Source organism: Pseudomonas sp. P4_C3, from assembly GCF_056402075.1.
The window spans coordinates 11663-37294 of record NZ_JBFUIC010000059.1; the positions used below are offsets into that span (position 1 = coordinate 11663).

Here is a 25632-nt window from a genome sequence, read left to right on the forward strand (position 1 = left end):
GAGAAAGTCCTTTTGACTGAGGCTGTGATCATGGCAATTGCGCCTCCAGCGGGCCGCCCAGCACTTTCAGATATTCCAGCAGTGCCCAGCGTTCTTGCGGCTGCAACCCGCGGCCGATCACACCATTGCCGAGTTTGCCGGCACGGAATTCATGACCGCTGTTGTGGTTGCCGGTGATTTGCGTGTCGAACAGAAAAGCGTTGTTGAAGGCTTCGGTGCGATATCCCAGATGCTGTGGGTCGAATTCGAAAGTGCCTTTGTAGAACGTGGTCGCACGCTCATCCTGAGGCGACAGCAATTGATAAATGTTCGGTACCGAACCGTTGTGCAGAAACGGCGCTGTCGCCCATACACCCGCCAGTGGCCTGGCCTTGTACGAACGCAATTCGCGCACGCCGATTGGCAGGCCGAAACCGTCCATTTCAGCACGCTCGGCAGGGGTGACATTGGCGTCTTGATACGCACGGTCCTGGACATAGGCGGTGACATAGGCCAGCCCTTTGGCCACGGACATCTTGCTCAGATCCAGTGGTTCGGTGGGTTTTGGCTCCACATCAAGGTTTTCCAGCTCCGCCTGCTTCCATTGCAGCGCAGTCAGGTCGAAGCGGTGGTCGGCGATGTTGTTGGCCGCGCCGGGGTCTGTGCCAATGTAATCCACCGGGAGCATTTTCAGATGCTGAACGTATCGCCCGTCGCCCTGGGTGTTGTGCGGTACATGACAACCCGCGCAGTTTTCGGCGAACAAGGCGCGCCCCCTTGCTGCCAGAGGTTTGTCGACCGCGCCCAACAGATCTTCTGGCCAGGCTGGAGGCTTGAGTCGTTGCAGGGTTTCTTCGATCAGGTGCAGGTCGCGCACACGGACACTGGAGGGATAGCGGGCATCGCCCATCAGTGGCTGGTCGTTCTTGTCGAAGAAGTTCAGCGTGGCGCCGACACCCAACGCTTCGCCGATGTTGCGCGCCATCGGTTGTTTCGCCGAACCGTTCCACTGCACCCATTCGAACGTCCACATGTCCCACAACTGCGGATAGTCAACGGGGGCATTGGCCACGCGGTAGTTGTCGGGGGAAATCGCATCACCGAAGCTGGCGTTGGCAATGCGACCGAAGGCGTCTGTGCGCCCGGGGCCTTCCTCGGTCGGATAGAGCCCGCGATGGGTGTCGTTCCAGGCCACCTTGAGGAACGTATCGAGTGAGGATTTGAATTCTTTGCGCAAATGTTGGTGGCGGGCGTCGTAGTCCTGGCCCAGCACGTTGCGTGCGAAACGTTCGAACTTCCACGGGTTGTAGTAAGTCGAGGTCAGGCTGGCCACCAGTGCTTGTCCGAAACTGCCCCCTTTGAGTGTAGGAACACTGGACGGCAGGACGTGCTGCGCCGAGCCGCCGTCGATACGCACGGCTTGACCCTTGAAACGCAGTTCACCGGTGTGGCAGGCCGCGCAGGTGACATCCAGAAACACATCCGGGCTCCCCGTATTCTGGTGCCGGGTAAAGCCTGCCGGGAGGTTGCCGGGGTTATTCGGTGTCGGTTTCTGGTCGGGGTCCACCAGGAAACCGAAGCGGGCGAGGTACTCGGGGGCGGCGAAGCGTTGCTGCGAGAAGGGCAGTTCGAGGGCGGTGAACCAGTCATAGCGCAAGCCTTTGACCTGTGTGCCCTGGGGTGTGAAGTAATAGGTCTCGCGATCCGTGGCGCTCCATTGCTCCAGGTAATGCACCTGTTGTGGAGGCGACCAGGCCGGCAATTTCGGGTTGGCGACGTAGTAAAGAACCACGGACATGACCAGCCCGAGCAGTACTGCGATGAGAACCAGCAAGCGAAAGAAGAGGCGCAAGATAAACGTCCTTGTCGAATGATCATGCCGTTATGCCCGAGTACCCGAGGTGCGGCAAGAGGCCATTACACCAGATGTTGTAGGTTCAGGAATCAATCTGCGTCGGAACAAGATGAAAGAAGCTTCATCAGCCGAATTGTGAATTGCATTTAAACACCTGAACTTATCAATTGTTTCCGGCTCTCATGCCGGTAGCCATTGGTCGTGGCGGCCTGATAAGCTCGCGGCTTTACTCGATTGCCCTTTAGGCGCATGAACAAGGAAATAGCATGAAACAGCATCGGTTGGCGGCGGCGGTGGCCCTGGTTGGCCTGGTACTCGCGGGTTGTGATTCGCAGACCAGCGTAGAGCTGAAAACTCCGGCGCAAAAAGCTTCCTACGGCATTGGCCTGAATATGGGCAAGAGCCTGGCTCAGGAAGGCATGGATGACCTGGATTCCAAAGCTGTAGCCCAGGGCATCGAAGACGCGGTCGGCAAGAAAGAGCAGAAGCTCAAGGACGAAGAACTGGTTGAGGCGTTCGCCGCGCTGCAAAAGCGTGCCGAAGAACGCATGGCCAAGATGAGCGAAGAGTCGGCCGCTGCCGGCAAGAAATTCCTCGAAGAAAACGCCAAGAAAGCCGGCGTGACCACCACCGCTTCGGGCTTGCAATACGAAGTCGTGCAGAAAGCCGATGGCCCTCAGCCAAAGCCGACTGACGTAGTGACCGTTCACTACACCGGCAAGCTGACCAATGGCACCGTATTCGACAGTTCCGTCGAGCGCGGCAGCCCGATCGATCTGCCGGTCAGCGGTGTGATCCCGGGTTGGGTCGAAGGCCTGCAACTGATGCACGTTGGCGAGAAGTACAAACTGTACATCCCTGCTGATCTGGCTTACGGCGCTCAAAGCCCGAGCCCGGCGATTCCGGCCAACTCGGTGCTGGTATTCGACCTGGAACTGCTGGCCATCAAGGATCCGGCAAAAGAAGACGACGCAGCCAAGTAATCGGCGCCTGCTTCGATAACAACGCCTCGCTTATGCGGGGCGTTGTTGCATCTGGCGTTTGGCACGGGTAAACAAAACGAACAGACGCTCCAGGCCGGAGTCTCAGGCATAGTAGGCGTTGGCGTTAGCCGTACAAGTCCGCCAAGTCAATGAAATTATAGGTTTTTTTTGATGGGTAAAAAACGCCCGATCTGAACGGAGGCCTTGTAAAACGGGGCTTGCAGCGATGAAAAGCAGCTCTGTTCACAAGGTTATCCACAATTTGTGTGGATAACATTTTAACGGGAGGAATCATGAAAGCACCCTGGAATTTCGCTCGTTTCCTGCCGATGGCCGGACGCCTGCTGGCACGCGGCCGATTGCCGACCCTGTTGTTCGCAGTCGCCAGCAAGGGCGCGAGCCAGGGCAACCGACTGGGCAAACTCAAGGATGACTTGAAGCTGTTGCAGGCACTCTGCCTGGCCTATTGGCGTGGTGAATATCGCGCCATCAGCCCCAAGGCGCTGGTTTCGGTCGTCGCAGGCCTGATGTACTTCCTCAGCCCGGTGGATGCGATCCCGGATTTCATTCCGGTGTTCGGCATGCTCGATGACATCGCGGTATTGGCGTGGCTTATGAAAGTGCTCGACGACGAACTCAATGCCTTCCGCGCCYGGCGCAAACGGCAGGTGCCGGAGAAGCTCGCGGTGGTTGAGCGCCTGCCTGATACCCCCGAGCAACTGCAACTTCAAGGTCCGAAAAAACACTGAGCCGATTTCGACCTGTTCACAGATTGATGCCCCCCGCGACCTTGGCCGCTGTTAGGATTACACTTCTAGGGAAAAGTGCCGACTCGCTAAGTGTTGTTGTCCTACGGGGTAGTCATGGATATTCAGATAATTACACGCGAAGGCGAGCCCGAATATGCGGTTCTGCCATGGGCTCAGTATCAGGCGTTACTGAAAGCAGCAGGCATCAAGGAGCAAGCGCCGCCTGAAGCCACGAAGCTTCAGGCGGCAACACCAGACGCGATTCTTCCGGGTCTGGATCAACTACGCAGTTTGCGCGAAGGAAAGGGCATCGCCATCGAGGCGCTGGCCCGCACGGTAGGCATCAGCCCGTCTTACCTGGCCATGATCGAAAGTGGCGAACGTCTGCCCGACGCCGCGATTCGTCGCAGCCTGGCCTGGGAATTGACGGTGCCGGGGTGGAGGGTTGAATCGTGAGCGTACGCATCAGTCGTCAACATTGGGACGGATTGCTGGGCGAACTGGATCAGGCGCGTCGTCAGCGCCATCTCCTGACTTATCGGGCATTACTGGAACGTTTGCAGTTGCCGACACCGGCCATGCAAACCCTGACAGCGGCCCTTGAGCATCTGGCGGCCCTGGACGCCAGGGCGGAGCAGCCATTGCGCAGTTCACTGGTGATCAGTCAGGGCGCCAGCCGCTTGCCGCGCACCGGATTCTTTGAATGTGTCGAGCGTCTCGGGCGTTTTTCCGGGCCGTCGGACGGTGTCGCCGCCGCGTCCTGGCATGCTTCGGAAGTGGTGCGGGTGTTCGAGTACGAATACCCGGTATCGGCCGAGGCCTGAGTGTTTTTGCGACTCAAGGCGCGGGCCGGATACTGGCTCGCGCGCCGGTTGTTTCACTGGTCGTGGTTTGTCCGTCAGCCACGTGGCTGGCGCTGGCTCGAAGGCCAGTTCGCCCGCATGGCCAACCTGGGCGATGTCGGCGCCCAGAGCTTCTATGGGCACATCCTGACGTTTCGCGGCGTCGGCCTCGGGGCTCGTGAGGAGGGCGTACGTTTGTTGCGCCTGGCGGCGTTGGCGGGCGATGGCAAGGCGGCGTATCAAGTGGGCGTGATCAGTCTGGCCGGAACGGCGAGCAAGGCTCCGGACCCGGTCGAAGCGGCGCGATTCTGGGCGATCGCGGCGAAGGCCGGGCATCCGTTGGCGCCGATCAAGCTCGAAGAGCTGAAGTCTTCCTCGGCGCCTCGTTGATTGGACAGATGCCGAAAAGCTCCCTTATCGATACCCGGAAACGAGCACCTCATCTACAGTCGAAACCACCAGGCTATCAATCACATGCACGCTAGACCCTTGCACATTCTTCGCATGGTGCTTGGCCTGTGATGCCATCTCGGCCAACTGGCTCGCATCGAGTTGTTCACAGGCCTGTGGATGCAGATGCACCACCCCGATCGACAGTGACAACAGCGCAAACTCCTGACGCACGCCCTGGCGGTTCGGTGCGACAAAGCAGCCGGCTTCCAGGTGCTCGCTACGGTAGAAACGCCGGCACTGGCTCTGGAAGTCGTCGAGCAACTGGTTCAAACGTTTGCGCCAGTCTTGCGGGCCGAGCACCAGCAGGAAGTCATCACCACCGATGTGGCCGACAAAGTCGCGGGCCGGGTCGACGCGGTCGTTCAGGCATTGCGCCAGGCACAGCAGGACTTCGTCGCCGCGGCCGTAGCCGTAGATGTCGTTGAAAGGCTTGAAACTGTCGATGTCCACGTAGCAGATCACCGATTCCCGTTGCTGTTGCAGCAGTCGTGTCAGGCATTGCTGGATCGGCACGTTGCCCGGCAGCAAGGTCAGCGGGTTGGCATAGCGGGCCTGCTGGATCTTCAGTTCCGTAATCAACTTGAGCACGTCAATCACCCGGCCAAGCCCGAGATAGCCGCCATTAAGGGTGATGATGAAATCCTCCTCGATACGCTGGCGGGCACGGCTGGTGATCAAGCGGCTGACCTGTTGCAGGGACTGGCTCAGCTCGACGGCGAGGAAGTCATCGTTCATCAAGCGGCTGATCGGTTTGCGGGCGAACAGGTCGGTGGCAAAGGGCTTGAGCAGGGCGTCGGAGAGCGAGTGACGATGGACTATGCCGCAGGGCTGACTCTGTTCATCCAGGACTGCCAGCGAGTTCAGGTTGGCCTGGCGGCGAAAGGCTTCGAGCACTGTGGCGGTCGGGGTGTCGCGGTTCACCGCGGGTTGCTCGTTGAGCAGGGCGCTGAGGTCGCTGCCGTCTTCGCTCAGTACAACGGCGACGCTGTCCTGTCGGGGCATCATTGCCCGGGCATCCCGCGGTGGGTGTTCCTGGGGGCGGCAGAGCAGGTAGCCCTGCACCAGGTCCACGCCCATTTCGGTCAGCACCGTGAGCTCTTCCGGTAGTTCGATACCTTCGGCGATGACTTGCGCCCGCGAGGCCTTGGCGATTTGCAGGATCGAACCGACGAATTCACGCTTGAGCGCATCCTGATGAATGCCATCAATGAAGTGCCGGTCAATTTTCACGTAGTCCGGCCGCAGTTCAGACCACAACCGCAAACTCGAATAGCCCGCCCCCAGATCATCCAGCGCAATCGAAAACCCCATCGCCCGATAGTGATGCAGGGCGGTTTGCAGCAGCTGGAAATCATCCGTTGGCGTTTGTTCGGTCAACTCGATGACCACCTGGTTCGGAGGGATGCCGAAGTCTTGCAGCAGTTGCAAGGTGCGCCCCGGTTGATGGGCCGCTTCAAGCAGGGATTCCGGGGATACGTTAAGGAACAACAGGCCAGGCAATTGCTGTTCATTGAAGCGTCGGCAAGCGCTCTCGCGGCAGGCAATTTCCAGCTCGCTCAGACGTCCGGCCTGGCGGGCGACGGCGAACAGGGCGACAGGGGAGTGCAGAGGGCTGTTGGACGGGCCGCGACTGAGGGCTTCGTAGCCGAGAATACGCCGTTCAGAGAGGCTGATGATCGGCTGGAACAGGCTGTGCAAACCGCCTTGAGTCAGGATCGAGCTCAATGCACTCAGCTGTTCGGTTGTGGTCATGGCGATCTCTGGCGATAAAAAAAAGGACCGGGCGTGCCCTTGGTAAAGAGCACGGCCGGTCCTTTATTTCACGACAGAGTGATGACTGTTTGATGACGCTCCGGGGAGCGTCAGTATTAAATTGCCATCAGTTGTGTGTAGAAACTCAGTGCTTGGCCACTGCCGTGTTGAGTTTCAGGTAGTCCAGCAGAATCCGCCCGGTTTCGCTCAGGTAGGCGTCGTCTTCCGGTTTGGTTTTATCATCTTCGGCCGCAATAACGTCCTCGTCTTCTTTCTTCAGCTCTTTGAGTGGTTCTTCGCCCTTGGCTTTGCGACGGATGTTTTCCATGGTCAGCTGTTTGGCTTCGATGTCGGCGTGCTGCGCACGACGCTCGGCTTCATTGAGGCTGACGGTTTTTTCCAGCATCAGTTTCTGCGCCAGGGCCAGCTTGTCGCGGATGAATACGAACTCTGCATCCTTGGCCGTACGCACGTCATGCTCGGACTTGAGCTGCGAAATGTACGGCTTGAACGGGTCCAGCGCAGGCTTGATGGCGGCCTTGATGGTGTCCCATGGCATGGCTTCCGGCAGGGCGCTTTCACCGATTTCCTTGGTATCGATGATCGACGGGTAATCGATGTCCGGCAAGACGCCCTGATGCTGGGTGCTCTGCCCGGAAACCCGGTAGAACTTGGCCAGGGTCAGTTTCAGTTCGCCATGGTTGAGCGGCTGAATGGTCTGCACGGTGCCTTTGCCGAAGGTCTGGCCACCGATGATCAGTGCGCGGTGGTAGTCCTGCATGGCGCCGGCAAAAATCTCCGATGCCGAGGCGGACAAGCGGTTGACCAGCAACGCCATCGGGCCTTTGTAGAATGCGCCCGGGTTTTCATCTTCCAGGACATCGACGCGGCCATCGGCGTTACGCACGAGCACGGTCGGGCCTTTGTCGATGAACAGGCTGGTCAGCTCGGTGGCCTCTTGCAAGGAACCGCCGCCGTTGTTACGCAGGTCGATGACCACGCCGTCGACTTTCTCTTTCTGCAACTCGGTCAGCAGTTTCTTGACGTCGCGGGTGGTGCTCTTGTAATCCGGGTCGCCGGCACGGAAGGCCTTGAAGTCCAGATAGAACGCCGGGATTTCGATAATGCCGAGCTTGTAGTCCTTGCCGTCCTGCTTCAGGTTCAAGACCGATTTCTTCACGGCCTGATCTTCGAGCTTCACCGCTTCACGGGTGATCGGCACGATCTTGGTGGTCTGGTCGTTCGGCGCATTGCTGGCCGGGATGACTTCCAGACGCACTACGGTGCCCTTCGGACCACGAATCAGCTTGACCACTTCGTCCAGGCGCCAGCCCACCACATCGACCATTTCCTTGTTGCCCTGGGCAACGCCGATGATCTTGTCGGCCGGTGCAACCTGCTTGGTCTTGTCCGCCGGACCTGCCGGCACCAGGCGTACGACTTTCACCTGGTCGTTATCGCTCTGCAACACGGCGCCGATGCCCTCGAGGGACAGGCTCATGTTGATGTCGAAGTTCTCCGCATTATCCGGCGACAGATAGTTGGTGTGCGGGTCGTAGGACATGGCGAAGGTGTTGATGTACGCCTGGAAGATGTCTTCCGCGCGGGTCTGGTCCAGGCGTGCCAACTGGTTCTTGTAGCGCTTGGTCAGGGTTTCCTGGATCTGCTTGGGCTCTTTGCCGGCGATCTTCATCCGCAGCACTTCGTCCTTGACGCGTTTGTGCCACAGGTCGTCGAGTTCTGCGGTGGATTTGAGCCAAGGAGCGTCCTTGCGGTCAATCAGCAAGGTTTCCTTGGTGGTGAAGTCCATCTTGTCGACGCCTTTGCCCAGCTCGGCAAGGGCGAAGTCCAGACGCGCCTTTACGCGGTCCAGGTAGCGCTTGTAGATGGTGAACCCGGCGTTCAGGTCGCCGCTCTTGAGGAAATCGTCGAACTGCGTCTTCCACTTGTCGAATTCGGCAATGTCGCTGGCCATGAAGTAGCTGCGCGACGGATCCAGCAGCTTGAGGTAGCTGTCGTAGATGATCACCGAGCGCGCGTCATCGAGTGGCGGCTTGCTGTAGTGGTGGCGTTTGAGCAACTCCACGACGTTCAGGCTGGCGATCACTTCGTCACGATCGGGTTGAAGATTGTCCCAGCTATTGGCTGCGAATGTATTGCTCGACATCGGCAGCAAGCCGATACCGATGAATAAGGCGAGGGCAGTGCTGGGGAACAAATGCTTCATGCTGATTCGACGCGGGGACAATTGATAACGCATATTAGGCCGTCTTTGAAGTCGCCGGATCTTTGGGAACCGGTCGCATAATGCAAAAAGCCCGACGCTATAGCTTCGGGCTCAGTCCAGACTCACTATGGAGGCACTGTGAAAGCATTGCAAGGCGTTGACGGTCGAGTGGTGTGGGTTGATGAGGCGAGTCCTGCGTGCGATGTAGGACAAGTTCGTATTCGAGTGTCGGCAGCGGGTCTCAATCGCGCCGACTTGTTGCAGAAGGCCGGCCTTTATCCGCCGCCGCCAGGGGCCAGCCAGGTGCTTGGTCTAGAGTGCTCGGGCGTGATCAGCGAGGTGGGCGCCGGGTCCTCCTGGCAGATGGGTGATCGGGTTTGCGCCTTGCTGGCCGGGGGCGGCATGGCCGAAGAAGTGGTTGTCGACGGGCGGCATGTGCTGCCGGTTCCCGACGGAGTGTCACTGGTCGAAGCGGCAGCACTGCCCGAAGTCTATGCAACGGTCTGGCTGAATTTGTTTCAACTGGCTGCGCTCAAGCCGGGTCAGAAAGTTCTGCTGCACGCCGGAGCAAGTGGAATTGGTTCAGCGGCTATTCAGCTGTGCAAGGCCTTCGGTAACCCGTGCTGGGTCAGCGTCGGCTCCGCCGAGCGACTGGCGTACTGCGAAGCGCTGGGCGCCCAGGGCGGCGTGGTGCGCGATGGTGATCTGGAGAGCCTGCGGGATCTGGGGCCGTTCGACGTGATTCTCGACCCGGTGGGCGGCAATTATGCGGCATTGAACCTCAAGTTGCTCGCGCAGGATGGCCGTTGGGTGTTGATCGGTCTGATGGGCGGGCGCGAGGCCAAGCTGGATCTGGCCCAGGTGCTGGCCAAGCGTGTGCAGTTACTGGGCTCGACCCTGCGCAGCCGGGATGAGCAATTCAAGGCCGATCTGTTCAGTGATCTACGCCTGCATGTTTGGCCGTTGTTTGCCGAGGGGCGCTTGAGCCCGCAACTGGCCAAGGCCTTTCCGATCAAGGATGCCGAGGCCGCGTTTGCCGAGTTGGCGAGCAATACCGTGGCGGGGAAGGTGGTGTTGGTGATTGACGAGAGCCTGAGCTGACGACACAAAAAACTAATGTGGGAGCGAGCTTGCTCGCGATGGCGGCCTGTCTGTCGACATTAACGTTGACTGACACACTGCTATCGCGAGCAAGCTCGCTCCCACAGGGGATCCGGGTTACTTCCAGAGATGTATCGGCCAGCCAGCCTTTTCGGCCTGCTCGCGCAGCACTGGATCCGGGTTCACCACATGCGGGAAGTCCACTTTCAGTAACAACGGCAGATCGTTGCGTGAGTCGGAATAGAAACTCGCGCCTTCGAGGTTTTCCTCCTCTGCATCCAGCCATTCCAGCAAGCGGGTGATCTTGCCTTCGCGGTAGGTCAGGGTGCCGACGGTATGGCCGCTGTAAGCGCCGTGGGCGACTTCCAGTTCGATGCCCAGAATCTCGTCGATGCCCAGGCGTTCGGCGATGGGGCCGACCAGGTGGGTGCCCGAAGCGGAGATCACCAGAATCCGGTCACCGGCCTTGCGATGCGCCGCGATGGTTTTGGTGGCGTCGCTGAAGATGATCGGTTCGATGAAGTCTTCCACCCATGGGCCAACCAGATGCTCGACCTCTGCGGGCGTGCGACCGATCAACGGTTCCAGGCTGAAGGCCATGTAGTCCTCCATCGCCAGGTGGCCGCGGCCGTAGGCATCCATCAGTTCCTTGTCGCGACGCAGGAACGATTCGCCATCGACCCAACCGAGGCGGACCATTTGCTCGCTCCACAGTGAGGCGCAGTCGCCGTGGATCAGGGTTTCGTCCAGATCAAAAATTGCCAGGGCCATCAGTGCAGTTCTCTCTTCAGCGTCAGCAAAGTCATCAGGCTACCTCACACAGGGCCGTCGGATCGATGGAAAGCGCCAGGCGCTGACCATCGGGATGCAGGTCGGCCGCCGAGCGGTTCAGAACGTCCACCACCAATTCCACGCCCCGGGCTTCGACCCGGTAGCGAATCACGTTGCCCAGCAGGCTGTGGCTACGCACCTGCGCGTCCAGTTCGCCATTGAGGCTCAGTTCGATGGCTTCCGGGCGGATGGCGATGCGCTTGCTGATCGGTCGCTGCAGCAGTTTGGAGGCACTGTCGGCGTCCAGCAGGTTGTAGTTGCCGATGAAGCCTGCCGCGAATACATCTACGGGCGCGGTGTAGAGGGTTTCGGCGTCGCCGCTTTGTACGATTTTTCCCTGATTCATCAGGAAAATCCGGTCAGACATGGTCAGGGCTTCTTCCTGATCGTGTGTGACGAAAATCGTGGTCAAGCCCAGCTCGCGCTGGATCTGACGGATCTGTTCGCGCAGGTGCTTGCGAATCCGCGCGTCCAGGGCTGACAACGGTTCGTCGAGCAGCAACAGGCGTGGCCGGGTCACCAGGGAGCGGGCGAGGGCGACGCGCTGGCACTGGCCCCCCGAGAGCTGATGCGGGTAACGCGCGGCAAAGTCATTGAGCTCCACCAGTCTGAGCACTTCCGCGACGCGTTTGCGGCTGTCATCGGCATTGACCTTTTGCATGCGCAGGCCAAAGGCGACGTTTTGCTCCACGGTCATGTTGGGGAACAACGCATAGCTCTGGAACACCATGCCGATCCCGCGTTTCTGCGGGCTCACCGGCACGATATCGACGCCATCGAGCAGGATTTTGCCGCCATCCACCGAGGTCAGGCCGGCGATGCAGCGCAGCAGGGTGGATTTGCCGCAACCGGAGGGGCCGAGCAGGGTGACGAACTCACCTTTCTGGACTTCGCAGTTGATGTCGCTGAACACCGTGGTGCCGGCGAAGCTTTTCTGAAGATGTTGGACGCTGACATAGCTCATTCGCTTTTGTCCCTGTTCAAGATATTGGCAATCCAGGTCAGAACCAGCACAAAGAAGAAGTAGGAAATCACCAGCGCACTGGTGAAATGACCGCTGCTGTTGCGCATGTTGTTGAGGTAGACCTGCAGGGTTTCGTAGCGGGTGCCGACAAGGATGTTGGCGAACACGAACTCACCGAACAGGAACGAGAACGACAGCAGCAACGCCACCATCAGGCCCTTGCGCAGGTTCGGCAGCACCACCAGGAATGCGGCTTGAAAGGTGCTGGCGCCGAGCAGCTGGGCGGCGTCCATCAGGTCGCGCAGGTTGATCGCTTGCAGGTTGTTGGTGATCGCCCGGTACATGAACGGCAGCGCCACGGTGAAGTAGCAACCGATCAGGATCCACGGCGTCCCGACCATGGCGAACGGTCCGGAACCATAGAGCTGCAACAGCCCCACCGACGACACCACCGGCGGTACGGCGAAGGGCAGCAGGATCAGGATGTTCATCAGCGCGTCGAGTTTCGGGAAGTGGTAATGCACCACGAACAGCAGCGGCAGAATCAGTACTACTGAAAGAATCAACGAACCGACGCAGACCAGCAATGATTGCCCGAACGCTTGCAGGAAGCGCGGATCGCTCCACAGCTGGATGTACCACTTGAGGGTGAAACCGCTGGGCAGAATGGTCGCCGACCAACTGCTGGCGATCGAGTAGATCAGCGTGCCGGCCAGCGGCAACAGCAGGATGGCAAACAGCAAGTACACCACGACGCGGTGGTAGACACCGGCGGGCCCCAATTCAGCGCGAGACATGGTAGCTCCTCTTCAACAGCAGCTGATGCACGATGGTCACCAGGGTCATCAAGGCCACCAGCACCACGGCCAGGGCGCTGGCCAGGTTCGGGTCCAGGGAAATGTCGCCGGAGACCATCGCCGCAATACGGATCGTCAGCACGTTGAAGTTGCCGGTGGTCAGGGCGTACACCGTGGCGTAGGCGCCGAGGGCGTTGGCCAGCAGGATCACGAAAGTGCCGAGCAGCGCAGGCGTCAACACCGGTAAACCGATGTGTCGCCAGAATTGCCAGCCGCTGGCGCCGAGCAGTTCGGCGGACTCACGCCAGTCTTCGCGCAGTGCATCGAAGGCCGGGTACAGCAACAGTACGCCGAGGGGAATCTGGAAGTAGGTGTAGAGAATGATCAGCCCGGTTTTCGAGTACAGGTTGAAATCCTGAATGATGCCGGCCTGCTTGAGCATGATGGTGAAACTGCCGTTGAAGCCGAGCAAAATGATGAACGCGAAGGCCAGGGGCACACCGGCGAAATTGCTGGTCATGTTGGCGAAGGCGTTGACGAAGTTGCGCAGTTTCGAATCGACCCGGCGCAGGGAGTAGGCGCCCAGTATCGCAATGATGATCCCGAACACGCTGGACCAGAAGCTGATCTCAAGGCTGTACTGGATGGCCTGCAGGTAAAACTTCGAGCTGAAGATCTTGCTGAAGTTGGCCAGGCCCCAGCCGAATTCTTCCGATTGCAGGCTGTTGATCATCACCCAGGTCAGCGGTGCGATCTCGAATACGATGAAGAACAGCGTGAACGGGAGCAGGCACAGGGCAGCGAGCCATTTACTGCGGGTCATGGCATTCACTTCAACAGCTCCCGGCAAACCGGTTTGTCGTGGGGCACGCCCAGCAATTCGCAGACGGTGCCGCAGATCTCGGTCTGTTTCGGCGCGGCGTCGGCGTCGAAGCTGAACGCGTCACCGAGAACGAACAGCGGCACTTCACGTTCTTCCGGCAGCAGGCCGTTGTGGGAGCGGTCGTTGTTCATGCCATGGTCGGCGGTGACCAGCACCTGATAGCCGGCATCGAGCCAGCCTTGCAGGTAGTCGGCCAGGATGATGTCCGCCGAGCGGGCGCTGTTGCGGTACTGCGGGGTGTCGAGGCCATGCTTGTGCCCGGCGTCGTCGATGTTCATCGGGTGGATCAACAGGAAGTTCGGCGCATGGCGCAGGCGCAGGCTTTCAGCGTCGGCGAACAGGTGCGAGTCCGGGTAGTGATCGTTCCAGTAGAAATGCCCATGCTGGATCGGCAGTTGCGGATCATCGGTGTGGCGATCCCGGGCCGCCACGAAGGGCGAACGGTTGTACAGCTCGCTGACCCAGTGGTAGGCCGCCGCCGCGGTTACAAGACCTGCGTCAGTGGCGTAGTGATAGATGCTGCGCTGGTTGGACAGGCGCGAGACGTCGTTGTGGACAATCCCGCTGTCGATGGGCGCAACGCCGGTCAGGATGCATTCGTACAGCGGGCGGGACAGGGCCGGCAACTCGCACTCCAGTTTGTAGAGTGCGGCGCGTCCGGCGCCGACGTAAGCCTGCAGGTGCCCCATGGCGTGGCGGGCGACCTCATGGTTGAGGCCGTCGAGCACGACAAGGATGACGTTGTGCTTCATAGGGGATGGGACTCCGCAATCAAAACCGGATGGCGTAGGAGCTGCCGCAGGCTGCGATCTTTTKATCTTGTAAAACCAAATAAAAATAGGTGCTCGGCACGGATCGGACGGGCGTTGCCCTTGGCCAGGTTGATCTGGCCGGCGTCGCTGAAGATGTATTCGCGGGTCAGCTTGGCGGCGTTCGGGTTTTTCGCGTACTTGTTGATGATGGTGGTGTAGCCGGAAATCACCGAACCGTCGGACGGGATCAGCACCACGTAATCATCCGGGTTGGCCATCTTGGCCTTGTAGCTCAGGCCGTTGAAATCCCAGACCACGCCGACTTCGATCTCGCCCTTTTCCATGGTGGCGATGGTCGGGTTGGACATCGACAGGCGACCTTGCTTGGCAATGTCGGCGAACAGGTCCAGGGCAGGCTTGAGGTTTTTCTCGTCGCCACCATTGGCCAGTGCCGCTGCCAGTACGCCGTTGGCGGCCTGGGCTGCGGTGCTCACGTCACCGATGGAGACCTTGTATTTACCGCCCTTGAGGTCAGCCCACTTGGTTGGGGCTTCGGAGCCGTGCARCAACTTCTTGTTGACGATGAAAGCGATGGTGCCGGTGTAGGCCAGTGCCCAATTGCCGTCCTTGTCCTTGGCCCAGGCTGGCACCTGATCCCAGGTGGAAGGCTTGTAAGGCTGGACCACGCCTTGCTTGACCGCGATCGGGCCGAACGCTGCACCGACGTCGCCGATGTCGGCGCTGGCGTTGTCTTTTTCCGCGGCGAACTTGGCGATCTCCTGGGCCGAGCTCATGTCGGTGTCGATGTGCTTGAGGCCGTATTTGTCGCTCAGGTCTTTCCAGGTGCCGGCCCAGTTGGCCCAGTCATTGGGCATGCCGACGCTGTTGACGGCGCCTTCCGCTTTCGCAGCGGCTTCCAGGGTTTTCAGATCGGTGTCGGCCGCCATGGCGGCGGTGCACATTGCAATGGTCGAGCCTAACAGTGATGCCAGGAAAAACTGTTTCATTCCAAAGCTCCTTGGGGCGTGTTCAACGCTGCGATTGCGGTTGTGTTGGTCTAGGTCAGCAATACCTGAGCCAATTTAAGGGGGCTGGATGACACTTTGATGTCGTTCGTCGCCCGGGATGACTTTTTGTTCGGCGGTATCGCGGGTGGCCTGCTAAGCGTAGACCATGGTCAAAGCCCAGGCAGGCAAGGGACATGGCCGATGAATTGCAAGTTATTGAAAACCGGGAGTGGCGACCGTTGGGCGCCTTTGTCACACCTCGGTCATCTGCACTGCCTACGCTTGCAGACTATTGAATGAGCCGGTTTGCGCTGCGGTTCTGCCCTGAATTGGTGCTGGTCTAGTCCAGAAAGGAAACGTTGATGCGTGAAGAGGCAACAAAAGCGGTAACAGCCATCGGCCAGGTGCTTCAGGAGCAGATCGACCATGGACTGTTGACCCCCGGCAGCAAATTGCCGGCCGAGCGCAAACTCAGTGAATTGTTCGGCACCACGCGGATCACTTTGCGTGAAGCGTTGTTGCAGTTGGAGTCACAAGGGCAGATCTACCGCGAGGAGCGTCGCGGCTGGTTCGTCTCGCCACCACGCCTGGCGTACAACCTCATGCAGCGCAGCCACTTTCACGCAATGGTCAGCGCCCAGGGGCGGATCCCGTCCACCGAGGTGATTTCAGCGCGATTGCAACCGGCATCGGCAGCGGTGTGTGCCTGGCTGCAATTGCCAGCGCTGTCGAGCGTTATCCAGATCTGCCGCTCGCGACGGATCGACGGGCGACTGGTGCTGTATGTGGAGCACTATCTGAACCCGCAGTACTTTCCCGGGATCCTCGATTTCGATTTGAATCAGTCGATCACCGAGTTATATGCGCGGCATTACGATTTGCACTACGGGCGGGTGCGCTTCGAGATTGTGCCCACGGCGTTGTCGGTAGATGCGGCGGCGGCGTTGAAGGTGTCAACAGGCAGCCCGGGCTTGCGGATTGCCCGGGTCAACTATGACCAGCATGAACGGTTGATCGACTGCGACCTGGAGTTCTGGCGGCATGATGCGATTCATGTCGGTGTTGACGTGGTTTGACCTTGTAGGAGCTGCCGCAGGCTGCGATCTTTTGATCTTKATTCTTAAAAGATCGCAGCCTGCGGCAGCTCCTACAGGGGTTGTTCCGGGGAGCCACCAGCGGTCATCACCTGAATACTCATCCGCGGTGTCGCCAGATCCAGTCCGGCTTCATCCATGTGCCGCTTGAGTGACAGATTGAACGCTCGCGACACTTCCCACTGCTTGATTGGCGCGGTCTTGAAGCGGGCGCGAAGGATCGCATTGCCCGACTCAAAACTTTCCACCCCCTGAAACTCCAGTGGCGACCAGATATTGCGCCGCTGCAACGGATCGGTGCGCATTTTCTGACCAACTTCGCGCATCAGTTTGATTGCGTTGTCGATGTCCATGCTGGCCGGCACCGCGACCCGGAAGATCGCGTAGCCGAACTCCCGGGAGTAGTTCTTGATGCTTTTGATTTCGCTGAATGGAATGGTGTGGACGATGCCGTCGATGTCCCGCAGGCGCACGGTGCGGATGGTCAGGCCTTCGACCGTGCCGAGGTGGCCGCCGACATCCACGTAGTCGTCGATGGCCAGGGAGTCTTCGATGATGATGAACAACCCGGTAATCAGGTCGGCTACCAGCGACTGTGCACCAAAACCGATGGCCAGACCGATCACACCGGCACCGGCCAGCAGTGGCGTGACGTTCATGCCCATGTTCGCCAGGGCAACGATCAGCGCGATGATGAAAATCGCCACGAACAGCACGTTGCGGATCAGCGGCATCATCGTCTGTGCGCGGGCATTGGCCAGGCCTTTGCGCGAGCGGGTCAGCGCGTGATGCACGGCGGTGTCGCTGAGAATCCAGATCAGCCAGGCGAACAGCAGCGTGCCGGCGAGGCTGAACAGTTTGACGCTGACTTCGTGGCCGTCGCCTTCGGTGAAGCGGATCAACGACATGCCCCAGACCCGCAGGCCCAGCTCGATGAAGGCCAGCCACACCAGCAGATGAACGATGGTGTAGAAAAAGTTTTTCAGCCGTTCCGAATACACGGCGTAACGCCGGATGCCATGCTTGGGTTTGAGGGCGTAGCGGCGTACCAGGCCGTTGATGACCATGCACAACACCAGCAGAACGGTGCAGATCAGCGACTGGCGAAGGGCGGTGCTGGTGTCGCCAGCGGAAATAAAGGTGGCGAACAGGGAGATGGCCACCAGCACCAACGCCGGCACGTACCAGAAGGTGCCGAGGATCGACAGGGTGTCGTTGAGGGCGCGGCGAGTCAGGCGCCGGGACAGCGGCTGGTTGCGGATCAAGTGAGCGATCGGTCGGCGGAAGCGCAGGATGAATCGCCCTGTGGACAGCGCTGCCAGGACATTGGCGACAGTCGCAGCGGTATGGGCCAGATGGCTGCCGAGGCTGTCGACCAGTTGCGGGTCGCTCAGCGCTTCGCCAAACGCGGCGAAGCTGCCGATCAGCCACAGCGGCCGAAACGCCTGGTGCCGCAGGATGTACAAGGCGCGGTGGCGGTGCGGGCCGTCGAGCAGGGAAAAGGCAATCACGCAGATGGCCGAGAAGCAGGTGCCGACCACCAGTGCATAGGCCAGCACCATCGCCAGGCTTTTGCCCAGGGACGAGGGCAAGGCGTAGCTCATGTAGACCGTGATCACCAGGGCGATCAGCCATGGCCCGAGTTTGCGCAAGGCGAAGCGCAACATGTCGAGGGCCCGGGGGTGCTGCGGCAGTTCTTCGGTCAGGCCGAAACGCATCCGCACGCGGTGGCTGATCCAGATCAGGGCGGCGGCCAGCAGGCTCCAGACCATCAGGATCATGGCAAAGGCGAACAGCATGGGCAGCCATTCATTGGCCGGCAACGCCAGTGCCACCAGTTCTTCCCGGGCCTGATCGAACTCACTGGACCAGCGCGTGAGCGGACTGTCGTCGCCGGAAAATTTCTTCTCGATGTTGGACAGGGTTCCGCCAATCAGGCCCAGCACGCCTTCCTCGGTCGTTGGTTGAGCCTTTTTGGTGGTGTCACGGAGCTTTTTCAGATCGGTCAGCAGCTTGGTGCGTTGCTGATCRTTCTCCAGAGACTTGATCACTTCGTCCAGGGATTGCCCCAGCGGTTCCTGTGCTTCGGGCTGGGTCTTGGCCTGGCTGCTGAGCAGGCCTGGCAGGCCGGCCGCCTGGGCAGGCGCCACTGACAGCAGCGTCATCAGGCAGGCAAGGACAATACACGGGAGGGCAAAAAGACGAGCGAACACTAGGCGGTCAACCTCGCAGGGAGCGGATCGACCGAGTGTACGAGCCCGTCAAAATCAATGCGAGCCAAGGGCGATGAATTATTCGTTGAGTTTGGCGAGGATCTTGATTACCACAGTCGCGAGGATGCTCAGCATGCCGATCCACATGACAAATACACCGGCATTTTTGTCGCGAAAGTTGAAGCCGACGGCCAGCATGATCATCCCGGCAAGGATCGGGACCAGCATGGCGTGGAAGGTAGACATCGAGATCATGGAGACAGCCTTGTCGAAGAGATACTTGAAGTCTAGGCGGTTTTTAAAGTGGCAGGCGTGATGTGTATCAGGAATGAACCAGCGCGATCATGAAATCTGCAGTGTTTGAGCTGCCGTCATCGCGAGCAAGTCGGATCGCCGCACCGTCGCTCCCACATTTGAAATGCAATCCAATGTGGGAGCGAGCTTGCTCGCGATGCTTTTTCAGGTTTACGGCAACTCGCGGCAGGCGTAGAACGCGCTCAGCACCTTGACCAGATGCGCCAGGTCATGGCTGCCGCACAATTCGCGGATCGAGTGCATGGCGAACGTCGGCAGGCCGATGTCCACGGTGCGCACCCCCAGGTGGCTGGCGGTGATCGGGCCGATGGTCGAGCCACAGCCCATGTCGCTGCGCACCACGAAACTCTGCACCGGCACTTCTTCAGCCATGCACAGGTGACGGAAGAACCCGGCGGTTTCGCTGTTGGTGGCGTAGCGCTGGTTGCTGTTGACCTTGATCACCGGGCCGGCGTTGAGTTTCGGGCCGTGGTTGGCATCGTGTTTGTCGGCGTAGTTCGGGTGCACGCCGTGGGCGTTGTCAGCCGAAACCAGCAGGGATTTCTGAATAGTGCGTACGAATTCATCACCTTCAGGCAGCAGGCGACGCAAGGTTTGCTCGAGCATCGGGCCGTCGGCACCGCACGCTGAGCAGGAGCCGACTTCTTCGTGGTCGTTGCACACCATCACGCAGGTTTCGTCGGTGTCGGCTGTCAGCAGCGCTTGCAGGCCGGCGTAGCACGACAGCAGGTTGTCCAGGCGTGCGCCGGCGATGAAGTCGCCATGCAAACCAATGACCGCAGCGCTTTGGGTGTCGTAGAAACTCAGCTCGTAATCGAGCACCACATCAGCGTTCAGGCCGTGTTCGCGGGCGAGTTGATCGGTGAGCACCGCGCGGAAGTCCACGCGCTCGTCACCGGCAAATTGTGCGAGGATCGGCGGCAATTCGGTCTGGGCGTTGATGGCCCAGCCCATGTTGGCCTCACGGTTGAGGTGAATCGCCAGGTTCGGAATGATCGCGACCGGAGTCTTGAAGTCGATCAACTGGCTCTCGACCTTGCCATCACGACGGAAGGTTACGCGGCCCGCCAGAGAYAGGTCACGGTCGAACCACGGCGCCAGCAGCGCGCCGCCATACACTTCGACGCCCAATTGCCAGAAGCCCTGGCGTTGCAGTTCCGGTTGCGGCTTGACCCGCAGGCACGGGCTGTCGGTGTGGGCGCCGACCAGTCGAATGCCACCGTGCAGCGGTGAGTTACGGCCCATCTTGATCGCGACAATCGAAGAGTCGTTGCGGGTGACGTAGTAGCGACCGTTGGCTTCGGTATTCCACGGCTCGCGCTCGTCGAGGCGTTGATAGCCCGCCGCTTCCAGGCGCTGAACAAGGCTGGCGGTGGCATGGAACGGGGTAGGGGAGGCCTTGAGGAAATCGATCAGGCCTTGGTTCAACTCTTCGCGCATAAAGTAGCTCCAGACAGCAGTGGCGCCAGTTTAACGTATTGGCCATTGAATTGGCGGTGGAGTGCGGGTGGAGTGGCGCAATCCCCTGTAGGAGCGAGCTTGCTCGCGATGGTCGTCAACGATAACGCGGGAAGCCTGGCGCCTCGTGGCGCTCTCGGGATCATCGCGAGCTAGCTCGCTCCTACAGGGTTTGCTTTCGCTTAGAACGGCGCCGGGCACTCGAAGCGCAGGCGCTCACCGGTCTGCGGGTGGGTGAAGCTGAGCATGCTCGCGTGCAGGCACAGGCGCGGCCAGGCCGCCAATGCCTGTTCATGGGCGTAGAGGCCGTCACCCAGCAGCGGATGACCAATCGAGAGCATATGCACGCGCAACTGGTGGGAGCGGCCGGTGATCGGTGTCAGCTCAACGCGGCACCAGTCGCCGCAACGTTCGAGCACGCGCCAGAAGGTCAGCGCATGTTTGCCGAATTCGTGATCGACCACGTGCCGTGGCTTGGTCGGCGGGTCGTAGCGCAAGGGCAGGTCGATGCTGCCGCTGTCCAGTTCCGGCTGGCCCCAGCACAGGGCTGTGTAGGCCTTTTCGGTTTCGCGGTCGTGAAATTGCCGGGACAGCTCGCGATGGGTGTCCGGGTCACGGGCCAGCAGGATGATGCCGGAAGTCTCCCAGTCCAGCCGGTGGACGATTCGCGCTTCCGGGTAGCCATTTTCCTGCAGGCGGGTAATCAGGCAGTCCTTGTTGTCATCGGCCCGGCCGGGGACGGAGAGCAACAGGGTCGGTTTGTTCACCACCAGTACGGCGGCATCCTGATGGATGATGTGGATGTTGGACAACGGCATTAAAACAGCCTCGTAACAAACGCCAACGGCGGCTCGGGCTTCCCTGATCCCCGTGTAGGAGMTGCCGCAGGCTGCGATCTTTTGACTTTGTTTTTAAGAACAAGATCAAAAGATCGCAGCCTGCGGCAGCTCCTACGCCAAGGTTGGAAACCCGAGCCGCCGTGGCTCCTGGCGAATCGACTCAGCGATCTGGCAGGGTGATATTGAGTTCCAGAATCGAGCAGCTGCCCTGGCTTTCCAGTGCGACATGCACGTCATCGGACCCGATATTGACGTACTTGCGGATCACCTCGACCAGTTCCTTCTGCAAGGCCGGCAGGTAGTCCGGGGTACTGCGTTGGCCGCGTTCGTGCGCCACGATGATCTGTAGACGCTCTTTCGCTACCGACGCGGTGCTTTGCTTTTTGTTGGCACGAAAGAAGTCAAAAAGGTTCATTACCTACCTCCAAACAGGCGCTCGAAGAATCCCTTCTTCGTTACATCGAGAAAACGATGTTCCTTTTCTTTGCCCAAGAGGCGATCAACCGTGTCGCTATAGGCCTGACCTGCGTCGCTCTGATCATCAAGAATCACTGGCACACCCTGGTTGGAAGCCTTGAGCACCGCTTGGGATTCCGGGATCACACCGAGCAGTTTGATCGAGAGGATTTCCTTGACGTCTTCGACGCTGAGCATTTCGCCTTTTTCGACTCGCTCCGGGTGGTAGCGGGTAATCAGCAGGTGTTCCTTGATCTGCTCTTCGCCACGTTCGGCACGACGGGACTTGCTGGCCAGCAAGCCCAGCATGCGGTCCGAGTCACGTACCGAGGACACTTCCGGGTTGGTCACGACAATCGCTTCATCCGCGAAGTACATAGCCAGGTGGGCGCCTTTCTCGATACCTGCCGGAGAGTCGCAGACCACGAATTCGAAGTCTTCCTTCAGGGCCATCAGGACTTTTTCCACGCCTTCGACGGTCAGCGCGTCTTTGTCGCGGGTCTGGCTGGCGGCCAGCACGTAGAGGTTTTCCAGGCGCTTGTCTTTGATCAGGGCCTGTTGCAGGTTGGCTTCGCCGTTGACCACGTTGACGAAGTCATACACCACGCGGCGCTCGCAACCCATGATCAGGTCGAGGTTACGCAAGCCCACGTCGAAGTCGACGATCACTGTTTTGTGGCCGCGCAGAGCGAGGCCGGTACCGATAGCGGCGCTGGTGGTGGTCTTACCCACACCACCCTTGCCGGATGTAACCACGAGAATCTTGGCCAAGGTGTTTCACCCCTAAGGAAAGAGGACTTTTCAGCCCTTGAAAAACATCTCCTGAAAAACTACTGCAGTCGGACAGCCTTGGCTGGAATCCGGTTTTGAGCGGCGTTTACCCCCGGTAAACACTGCTTTCGGCCTTTTTCCTACTTCGTTTGAGCCGTTTTCGCTACGTTTTAGAGATGCTTGGAAAATGCGGCAGTATCCGTTAAAGCCGAATGATGTTCAACACGTCGCCGGACAGGCTGACCTGCACTCCCGAACCCCATAGCGGGTCGCGGCGTAGATCTTCGGAAACCTTGTAATGCCCGGCGATGGAAATCAGTTCAGCACTCATTTGCTGACAGAAAATCCGCGCCTTGGTGTCGCCCTTGACGCCGGCCAACACGCGACCCCGCATCGGGCCGTATACATGGATGTTGCCATCGGCGAGAAGTTCCGCCCCCGGGCTGACCGAGGAGATCACCACCAGATCGCAGCCCTGGGCATAAATCTGCTGGCCGCCGCGTACTGGCGAAGTGATGATTTTCGTCGGTTTGATGGTCGGCTCGGGCGGTTTTTCCGGTTTTTTCTTCGGTTCGCCTTCGGTCAGGTCCAGTGGACGCTCGCGGGCACCGGACGGTGGCAGCACCGGCAGGTCGACCGCGATGGCGGCGGCGATGTCTTCGATGCGGCTGGCACGGATCGCCAGGGTGCGCAGGCCATGCTGGCGGCACACGCGCATCAGGCCGGGCAGATCGACCGCGCCTTCGTTGGCCGGGAGTTTGTCCAGGGCCAGTACCAGCGGCGCGTTGCTGAAGAAGTTGGGCGCCTGGGCGACCTTGGCGGCCAGTTGCCGATCAAGGCTTTCGAGGTCGTTACGGGCCAGTTCCAGCACCGTAATGGCCAGCATGCTGCCCTTCAACTGGAACACGGGATCTTGGTCTAGCGGTTCGGTTTGGCTCATGGTCGGCATACAACGACTTGTCACTAAAAGTGCCGAGACTTATAACGAGAACGCCCGCAGGCCGCAAGCCGGGTCGAACGATGTAGAATGCGCGGCCATTGTCATTCCGGAAGCATTAATGGACCGCCCGCGTTTTCGAAAAGCATTTCTATCTCCACGTTTCTGGCCACTGTGGTGTGGCTTGGGGCTGTTGTGGCTGATCGTCCAGTTGCCGTATCCGGCACTGTTGTGGATCGGTCGTGTACTGGGATCTTTGATGTATCGGGTGGCCGGCGACAGACGGCGCATTGCCAAGCGCAATCTGGAACTGTGTTTTCCTGAAAAGACCGCCGCCGAACGCAAACACCTGCTCAAGGAGAACTTCGCTTCCACCGGCATCGCTTTTTTTGAGATGGCGATGAGCTGGTGGTGGTCGCGCAAGCGCCTGGCGAACCTGGCTCATGTCGAAGGGCTGGAGCATTTGCAAAAGGCTCAGCGCGAAGGCAAGGGCGTGATCCTGATGGCGCTGCACTTCACGACGCTGGAAATCGGTGCCGCGCTGCTTGGCCAACAGCACACCATCGACGGCATGTACCGCGAGCACAAGAATCCGCTGTTCGACTACATCCAGCGCCAGGGCCGCGAGCGGCACAATCTCGACTCGCTGGCGGTGGAGCGCGAAGACGTGCGCGGCATGCTCAAATTGCTGCGCTCGGGCCGCGCGATCTGGTACGCACCGGATCAGGACTATGGCGCCAAGCAAAGCCTCTTCGTGCCGTTGTTCGGCATTCAGGCTGCGACCGTCACCGCCACGAGCAAGTTTGCGCGGCTGGGCAAGGCGCTGGTGGTGCCGTTCACCCAGGAGCGTCTGGCGGACGGCAGCGGATATCGCCTGGTGATTCATGCGCCGCTCGAAGGCTTCCCCGGCGAAACCGAAGAAGAAGACTGCATTCGCATCAATCAATGGATCGAAAGCGTTTTGCGCGAGCATCCCGAGCAATACCTGTGGGCTCATCGCCGCTTCAAGAGTCGTCCACCGGGCGAGCCGAAGTTGTACGCCAAGCGCGGTTGAGTAACCGTTTTCCCAAGCACCATGGAGTGTTGCGATGAGTCCAGTTGAGCCGGTTACAGGGTTGATTCTTTCCGGTGGCGGGGCTCGGGCGGCCTATCAGGTCGGGGTGCTGGCGGCGATTGCCGAATTGCTGCCGCCGGGGGCACGCAATCCGTTTCCGGTGATCGTCGGCACCTCGGCGGGCGCGATCAACGCCGTCAGCCTCGCCAGCGGGGCGATGGATTTTCGTAACGCCATCGAACGCCTGACAGCTTTCTGGCAGGGCTTTCGCAGTCACCTGGTGTTGCGCAGCGACTGGCCCGGGGTGATCCGCCAGGCCAGCCGCTTTGTCAGCCACAGTTTGCTCGGCATCGGCAGGCACATGCCGGTGGCGCTGCTCAATAGTTCTCCGCTGCGGGACTTGCTCAGCGACAAGCTGCATATGGGCGGCATCGCCGAAGCGATCGCACAGCAACAATTGCATGCAGTGGCAGTCACGGCTTTCGGCTATGAGTCCGGCCAGGCCGTCACCTTCTATCAGGGCGGAGGCAAGATCGATGCCTGGTTGCGCCATCGACGCGTCGGCGTTCCCACCCAACTGTCGGTTGAACATCTGCTCGCCAGTTCGGCCATTCCACTGCTGTTCGCCCCGGTGAAAATCGGCGAAGAATATTTCGGTGATGGCGCGGTGCGGCAGTCGGCGCCGATCAGTCCGGCGCTGCATCTGGGCGCCAGTCGGGTGCTGGTGGTGGGCGTCAGCGGCAACCCCCGCGGCGTCGACCCGCAACAACCCTTGGTGCGCAGCTACACCGGTCAGCAGCCGACCCTGGCGCAGATTGGCGGGCACATGCTCAACAGTACGTTCATTGACAGCCTGGAAAGTGACATCGAGCTGTTGCAGCGCCTGAACCAGTTCAGTCACCTGATGCCCGACGGCACGCCGACCCGCGCATTGGGCGTGGCGCCGGTGGACGTATTGGTGATTTCACCGAGCCAGCCGATCGATGAAATTGCCGCGCGACATCGTCAGGAATTGCCGGCGGCACTGCGCCTGTTTCTGCGCGGGCCGGGCGCGACCAAGACCAGCGGGGCCGGGGTGCTGAGCTATCTGTTGTTCGAGGCGGGGTATTGCAGCGAGTTGATCGAGCTAGGGCGGCGGGATGCGTTGGCCAAGCGCGGGGAGTTGTGCCGGTTTCTCGGGCTCTCGGTGGCTGAGGCCGTTTGAACTGTCAGATCTGACAGTAGATGTGCTCAGGTTTTTCCATCAGATTGAACCCCTCAGGCAGAGGGTTCGAAGATGGCGGCTGCGCAATGGATTGATGCTCACACACCGAGCGTGTC

The 25632-nt window shown here is 59.9% G+C and carries 24 protein-coding genes and 1 pseudogene; 9 read left to right on the top strand and 16 right to left on the bottom strand.

The genetic code is table 11. The annotated features are described in order from the left end of the window. Positions 1-28: 28 nt before the first annotated feature. On the bottom strand, positions 29-1831 hold the full coding sequence (locus AC1DVH_RS12725; RefSeq protein ID WP_477754092.1) for a di-heme-cytochrome C peroxidase: 1803 nt from the start codon (positions 1829-1831) through the stop codon (positions 29-31). A gap of 269 nt (positions 1832-2100) precedes the next feature. On the opposite strand from AC1DVH_RS12725, the gene AC1DVH_RS12730 reads away from it, so the two are divergent. From AC1DVH_RS12730 to AC1DVH_RS12750, 5 genes are all read left to right on the top strand, one after another. Beyond that, a complete protein-coding gene (locus tag AC1DVH_RS12730; RefSeq protein WP_218431282.1) occupies positions 2101-2817 on the top strand; it encodes an FKBP-type peptidyl-prolyl cis-trans isomerase in 717 nt (238 codons plus the stop codon). Positions 2818-3110: 293 nt separating this feature from the next. Beyond that, positions 3111-3566, top strand: coding sequence for a YkvA family protein (locus AC1DVH_RS12735; RefSeq protein ID WP_477754093.1), 456 nt, complete (start codon positions 3111-3113; stop codon positions 3564-3566). Positions 3567-3680: 114 nt separating this feature from the next. After that, positions 3681-4022: a helix-turn-helix domain-containing protein gene (locus AC1DVH_RS12740; protein ID WP_477754094.1), complete on the top strand. Its 342-nt coding sequence runs from the start codon at positions 3681-3683 to the stop codon at positions 4020-4022. Continuing rightward, complete coding sequence (locus tag AC1DVH_RS12745; protein ID WP_477754095.1) at positions 4019-4390, top strand: hypothetical protein; 372 nt, start codon at positions 4019-4021, stop codon at positions 4388-4390. The genes AC1DVH_RS12740 and AC1DVH_RS12745 overlap by 4 nt, the downstream gene beginning before the upstream one ends. Then, on the top strand, positions 4391-4798 hold the full coding sequence (locus AC1DVH_RS12750; protein ID WP_477754096.1) for an SEL1-like repeat protein: 408 nt from the start codon (positions 4391-4393) through the stop codon (positions 4796-4798). Positions 4799-4822: 24 nt separating this feature from the next. Here AC1DVH_RS12750 and AC1DVH_RS12755 read toward each other — a convergent pair whose 3' ends face one another. Together AC1DVH_RS12755 and AC1DVH_RS12760 are read right to left on the bottom strand one after the other, a co-directional pair. Continuing rightward, positions 4823-6613 carry a bifunctional diguanylate cyclase/phosphodiesterase gene (locus AC1DVH_RS12755; RefSeq protein WP_477754097.1) on the bottom strand — a complete coding sequence of 597 codons (1791 nt, stop codon included), beginning with the start codon at positions 6611-6613 and terminating at the stop codon, positions 4823-4825. Between the two features lie 145 nt (positions 6614-6758). Next, positions 6759-8840: a carboxy terminal-processing peptidase gene (locus AC1DVH_RS12760; RefSeq protein WP_477754098.1), complete on the bottom strand. Its 2082-nt coding sequence runs from the start codon at positions 8838-8840 to the stop codon at positions 6759-6761. A gap of 138 nt (positions 8841-8978) precedes the next feature. Between AC1DVH_RS12760 and AC1DVH_RS12765 the strand changes: the two genes are divergently transcribed. Then, a complete protein-coding gene (locus AC1DVH_RS12765; RefSeq protein WP_477754099.1) occupies positions 8979-9941 on the top strand; it encodes a zinc-binding dehydrogenase in 963 nt (320 codons plus the stop codon). A gap of 117 nt (positions 9942-10058) precedes the next feature. On the opposite strand, the gene AC1DVH_RS12770 is transcribed toward AC1DVH_RS12765, so the two are convergent. From AC1DVH_RS12770 to AC1DVH_RS12795, 6 genes and pseudogenes are all read right to left on the bottom strand, one after another. After that, positions 10059-10712, bottom strand: coding sequence for an HAD family hydrolase (locus AC1DVH_RS12770; protein WP_477754100.1), 654 nt, complete (start codon positions 10710-10712; stop codon positions 10059-10061). A gap of 34 nt (positions 10713-10746) precedes the next feature. Beyond that, the gene (locus tag AC1DVH_RS12775; protein WP_477754101.1) at positions 10747-11736 is read right to left on the bottom strand and encodes an ABC transporter ATP-binding protein; all 990 of its coding nucleotides are present in this window, start codon (positions 11734-11736) and stop codon (positions 10747-10749) included. Then, positions 11733-12533: an ABC transporter permease gene (locus AC1DVH_RS12780; protein ID WP_477754102.1), complete on the bottom strand. Its 801-nt coding sequence runs from the start codon at positions 12531-12533 to the stop codon at positions 11733-11735. The genes AC1DVH_RS12775 and AC1DVH_RS12780 overlap by 4 nt, the downstream gene beginning before the upstream one ends. Beyond that, positions 12520-13356 (bottom strand): ABC transporter permease, encoded by an 837-nt coding sequence (locus tag AC1DVH_RS12785; protein WP_477754109.1) that lies wholly within the window; start codon positions 13354-13356, stop codon positions 12520-12522. The genes AC1DVH_RS12780 and AC1DVH_RS12785 overlap by 14 nt, the downstream gene beginning before the upstream one ends. 5 nt (positions 13357-13361) lie before the next feature. Further along, positions 13362-14168, bottom strand: a complete 807-nt coding sequence (locus AC1DVH_RS12790) for an alkaline phosphatase family protein (RefSeq protein WP_477754103.1) — start codon at positions 14166-14168, stop codon at positions 13362-13364. 80 nt (positions 14169-14248) lie between these two features. Beyond that, positions 14249-15175: pseudogene (locus tag AC1DVH_RS12795) on the bottom strand (ABC transporter substrate-binding protein); the annotation flags it as partial. A 362-nt stretch (positions 15176-15537) separates the two neighbouring features. Between AC1DVH_RS12795 and AC1DVH_RS12800 the strand changes: the two are divergent. Then, a complete protein-coding gene (locus tag AC1DVH_RS12800; RefSeq protein WP_477754104.1) occupies positions 15538-16251 on the top strand; it encodes a UTRA domain-containing protein in 714 nt (237 codons plus the stop codon). A 71-nt stretch (positions 16252-16322) separates the two neighbouring features. Here AC1DVH_RS12800 and AC1DVH_RS12805 read toward each other — a convergent pair whose 3' ends face one another. From AC1DVH_RS12805 to minC, 7 genes are all read right to left on the bottom strand, one after another. Then, on the bottom strand, positions 16323-18434 hold the full coding sequence (locus AC1DVH_RS12805) for a mechanosensitive ion channel family protein (protein WP_477754105.1): 2112 nt from the start codon (positions 18432-18434) through the stop codon (positions 16323-16325). A gap of 126 nt (positions 18435-18560) precedes the next feature. Next, on the bottom strand, positions 18561-18737 hold the full coding sequence (locus tag AC1DVH_RS12810; RefSeq protein ID WP_223462172.1) for a hypothetical protein: 177 nt from the start codon (positions 18735-18737) through the stop codon (positions 18561-18563). A 210-nt stretch (positions 18738-18947) separates the two neighbouring features. Beyond that, positions 18948-20237, bottom strand: coding sequence for a M18 family aminopeptidase (locus AC1DVH_RS12815; protein ID WP_477754106.1), 1290 nt, complete (start codon positions 20235-20237; stop codon positions 18948-18950). Between the two features lie 200 nt (positions 20238-20437). Next, positions 20438-21073 (bottom strand): RluA family pseudouridine synthase, encoded by a 636-nt coding sequence (locus AC1DVH_RS12820; protein ID WP_090324073.1) that lies wholly within the window; start codon positions 21071-21073, stop codon positions 20438-20440. 181 nt (positions 21074-21254) lie between these two features. After that, positions 21255-21509 (bottom strand): cell division topological specificity factor MinE, encoded by a 255-nt coding sequence (gene minE / locus AC1DVH_RS12825; RefSeq protein ID WP_007974947.1) that lies wholly within the window; start codon positions 21507-21509, stop codon positions 21255-21257. Next, positions 21509-22321 (bottom strand): septum site-determining protein MinD, encoded by an 813-nt coding sequence (minD, locus tag AC1DVH_RS12830; RefSeq protein ID WP_414876892.1) that lies wholly within the window; start codon positions 22319-22321, stop codon positions 21509-21511. Before minD ends, minE begins: the two co-directional genes overlap by 1 nt. A gap of 202 nt (positions 22322-22523) precedes the next feature. After that, positions 22524-23261, bottom strand: a complete 738-nt coding sequence (minC, locus tag AC1DVH_RS12835) for a septum site-determining protein MinC (protein ID WP_046037759.1) — start codon at positions 23259-23261, stop codon at positions 22524-22526. Between the two features lie 118 nt (positions 23262-23379). On the opposite strand from minC, the gene AC1DVH_RS12840 reads away from it, so the two are divergent. Both AC1DVH_RS12840 and AC1DVH_RS12845 read left to right on the top strand, forming a co-directional pair. Then, complete coding sequence (locus AC1DVH_RS12840; RefSeq protein ID WP_477754107.1) at positions 23380-24312, top strand: lipid A biosynthesis lauroyl acyltransferase; 933 nt, start codon at positions 23380-23382, stop codon at positions 24310-24312. Positions 24313-24346: 34 nt separating this feature from the next. Beyond that, the gene (locus tag AC1DVH_RS12845; RefSeq protein WP_477754108.1) at positions 24347-25516 is read left to right on the top strand and encodes a patatin-like phospholipase family protein; all 1170 of its coding nucleotides are present in this window, start codon (positions 24347-24349) and stop codon (positions 25514-25516) included. Positions 25517-25632 lie beyond the last annotated feature (116 nt).

Coding starts and splice junctions, on each gene's coding strand:
- AC1DVH_RS12820 (WP_090324073.1), bottom strand. CDS start 21,073: ATGCCGTTGTCCAACATCCACATCATCCATCAGGATGCCGCCGTACTG.
- AC1DVH_RS12790 (WP_477754103.1), bottom strand. CDS start 14,168: ATGAAGCACAACGTCATCCTTGTCGTGCTCGACGGCCTCAACCATGAG.
- AC1DVH_RS12785 (WP_477754109.1), bottom strand. CDS start 13,356: ATGACCCGCAGTAAATGGCTCGCTGCCCTGTGCCTGCTCCCGTTCACG.
- AC1DVH_RS12780 (WP_477754102.1), bottom strand. CDS start 12,533: ATGTCTCGCGCTGAATTGGGGCCCGCCGGTGTCTACCACCGCGTCGTG.
- AC1DVH_RS12755 (WP_477754097.1), bottom strand. CDS start 6,613: ATGACCACAACCGAACAGCTGAGTGCATTGAGCTCGATCCTGACTCAA.
- AC1DVH_RS12730 (WP_218431282.1), top strand. CDS start 2,101: ATGAAACAGCATCGGTTGGCGGCGGCGGTGGCCCTGGTTGGCCTGGTA.
- AC1DVH_RS12845 (WP_477754108.1), top strand. CDS start 24,347: ATGAGTCCAGTTGAGCCGGTTACAGGGTTGATTCTTTCCGGTGGCGGG.
- AC1DVH_RS12840 (WP_477754107.1), top strand. CDS start 23,380: ATGGACCGCCCGCGTTTTCGAAAAGCATTTCTATCTCCACGTTTCTGG.
- AC1DVH_RS12800 (WP_477754104.1), top strand. CDS start 15,538: ATGCGTGAAGAGGCAACAAAAGCGGTAACAGCCATCGGCCAGGTGCTT.
- AC1DVH_RS12770 (WP_477754100.1), bottom strand. CDS start 10,712: ATGGCCCTGGCAATTTTTGATCTGGACGAAACCCTGATCCACGGCGAC.
- AC1DVH_RS12760 (WP_477754098.1), bottom strand. CDS start 8,840: ATGAAGCATTTGTTCCCCAGCACTGCCCTCGCCTTATTCATCGGTATC.
- minC (WP_046037759.1), bottom strand. CDS start 23,261: ATGAGCCAAACCGAACCGCTAGACCAAGATCCCGTGTTCCAGTTGAAG.
- AC1DVH_RS12740 (WP_477754094.1), top strand. CDS start 3,681: ATGGATATTCAGATAATTACACGCGAAGGCGAGCCCGAATATGCGGTT.
- AC1DVH_RS12775 (WP_477754101.1), bottom strand. CDS start 11,736: ATGAGCTATGTCAGCGTCCAACATCTTCAGAAAAGCTTCGCCGGCACC.
- AC1DVH_RS12810 (WP_223462172.1), bottom strand. CDS start 18,737: ATGATCTCGATGTCTACCTTCCACGCCATGCTGGTCCCGATCCTTGCC.
- minE (WP_007974947.1), bottom strand. CDS start 21,509: ATGAACCTTTTTGACTTCTTTCGTGCCAACAAAAAGCAAAGCACCGCG.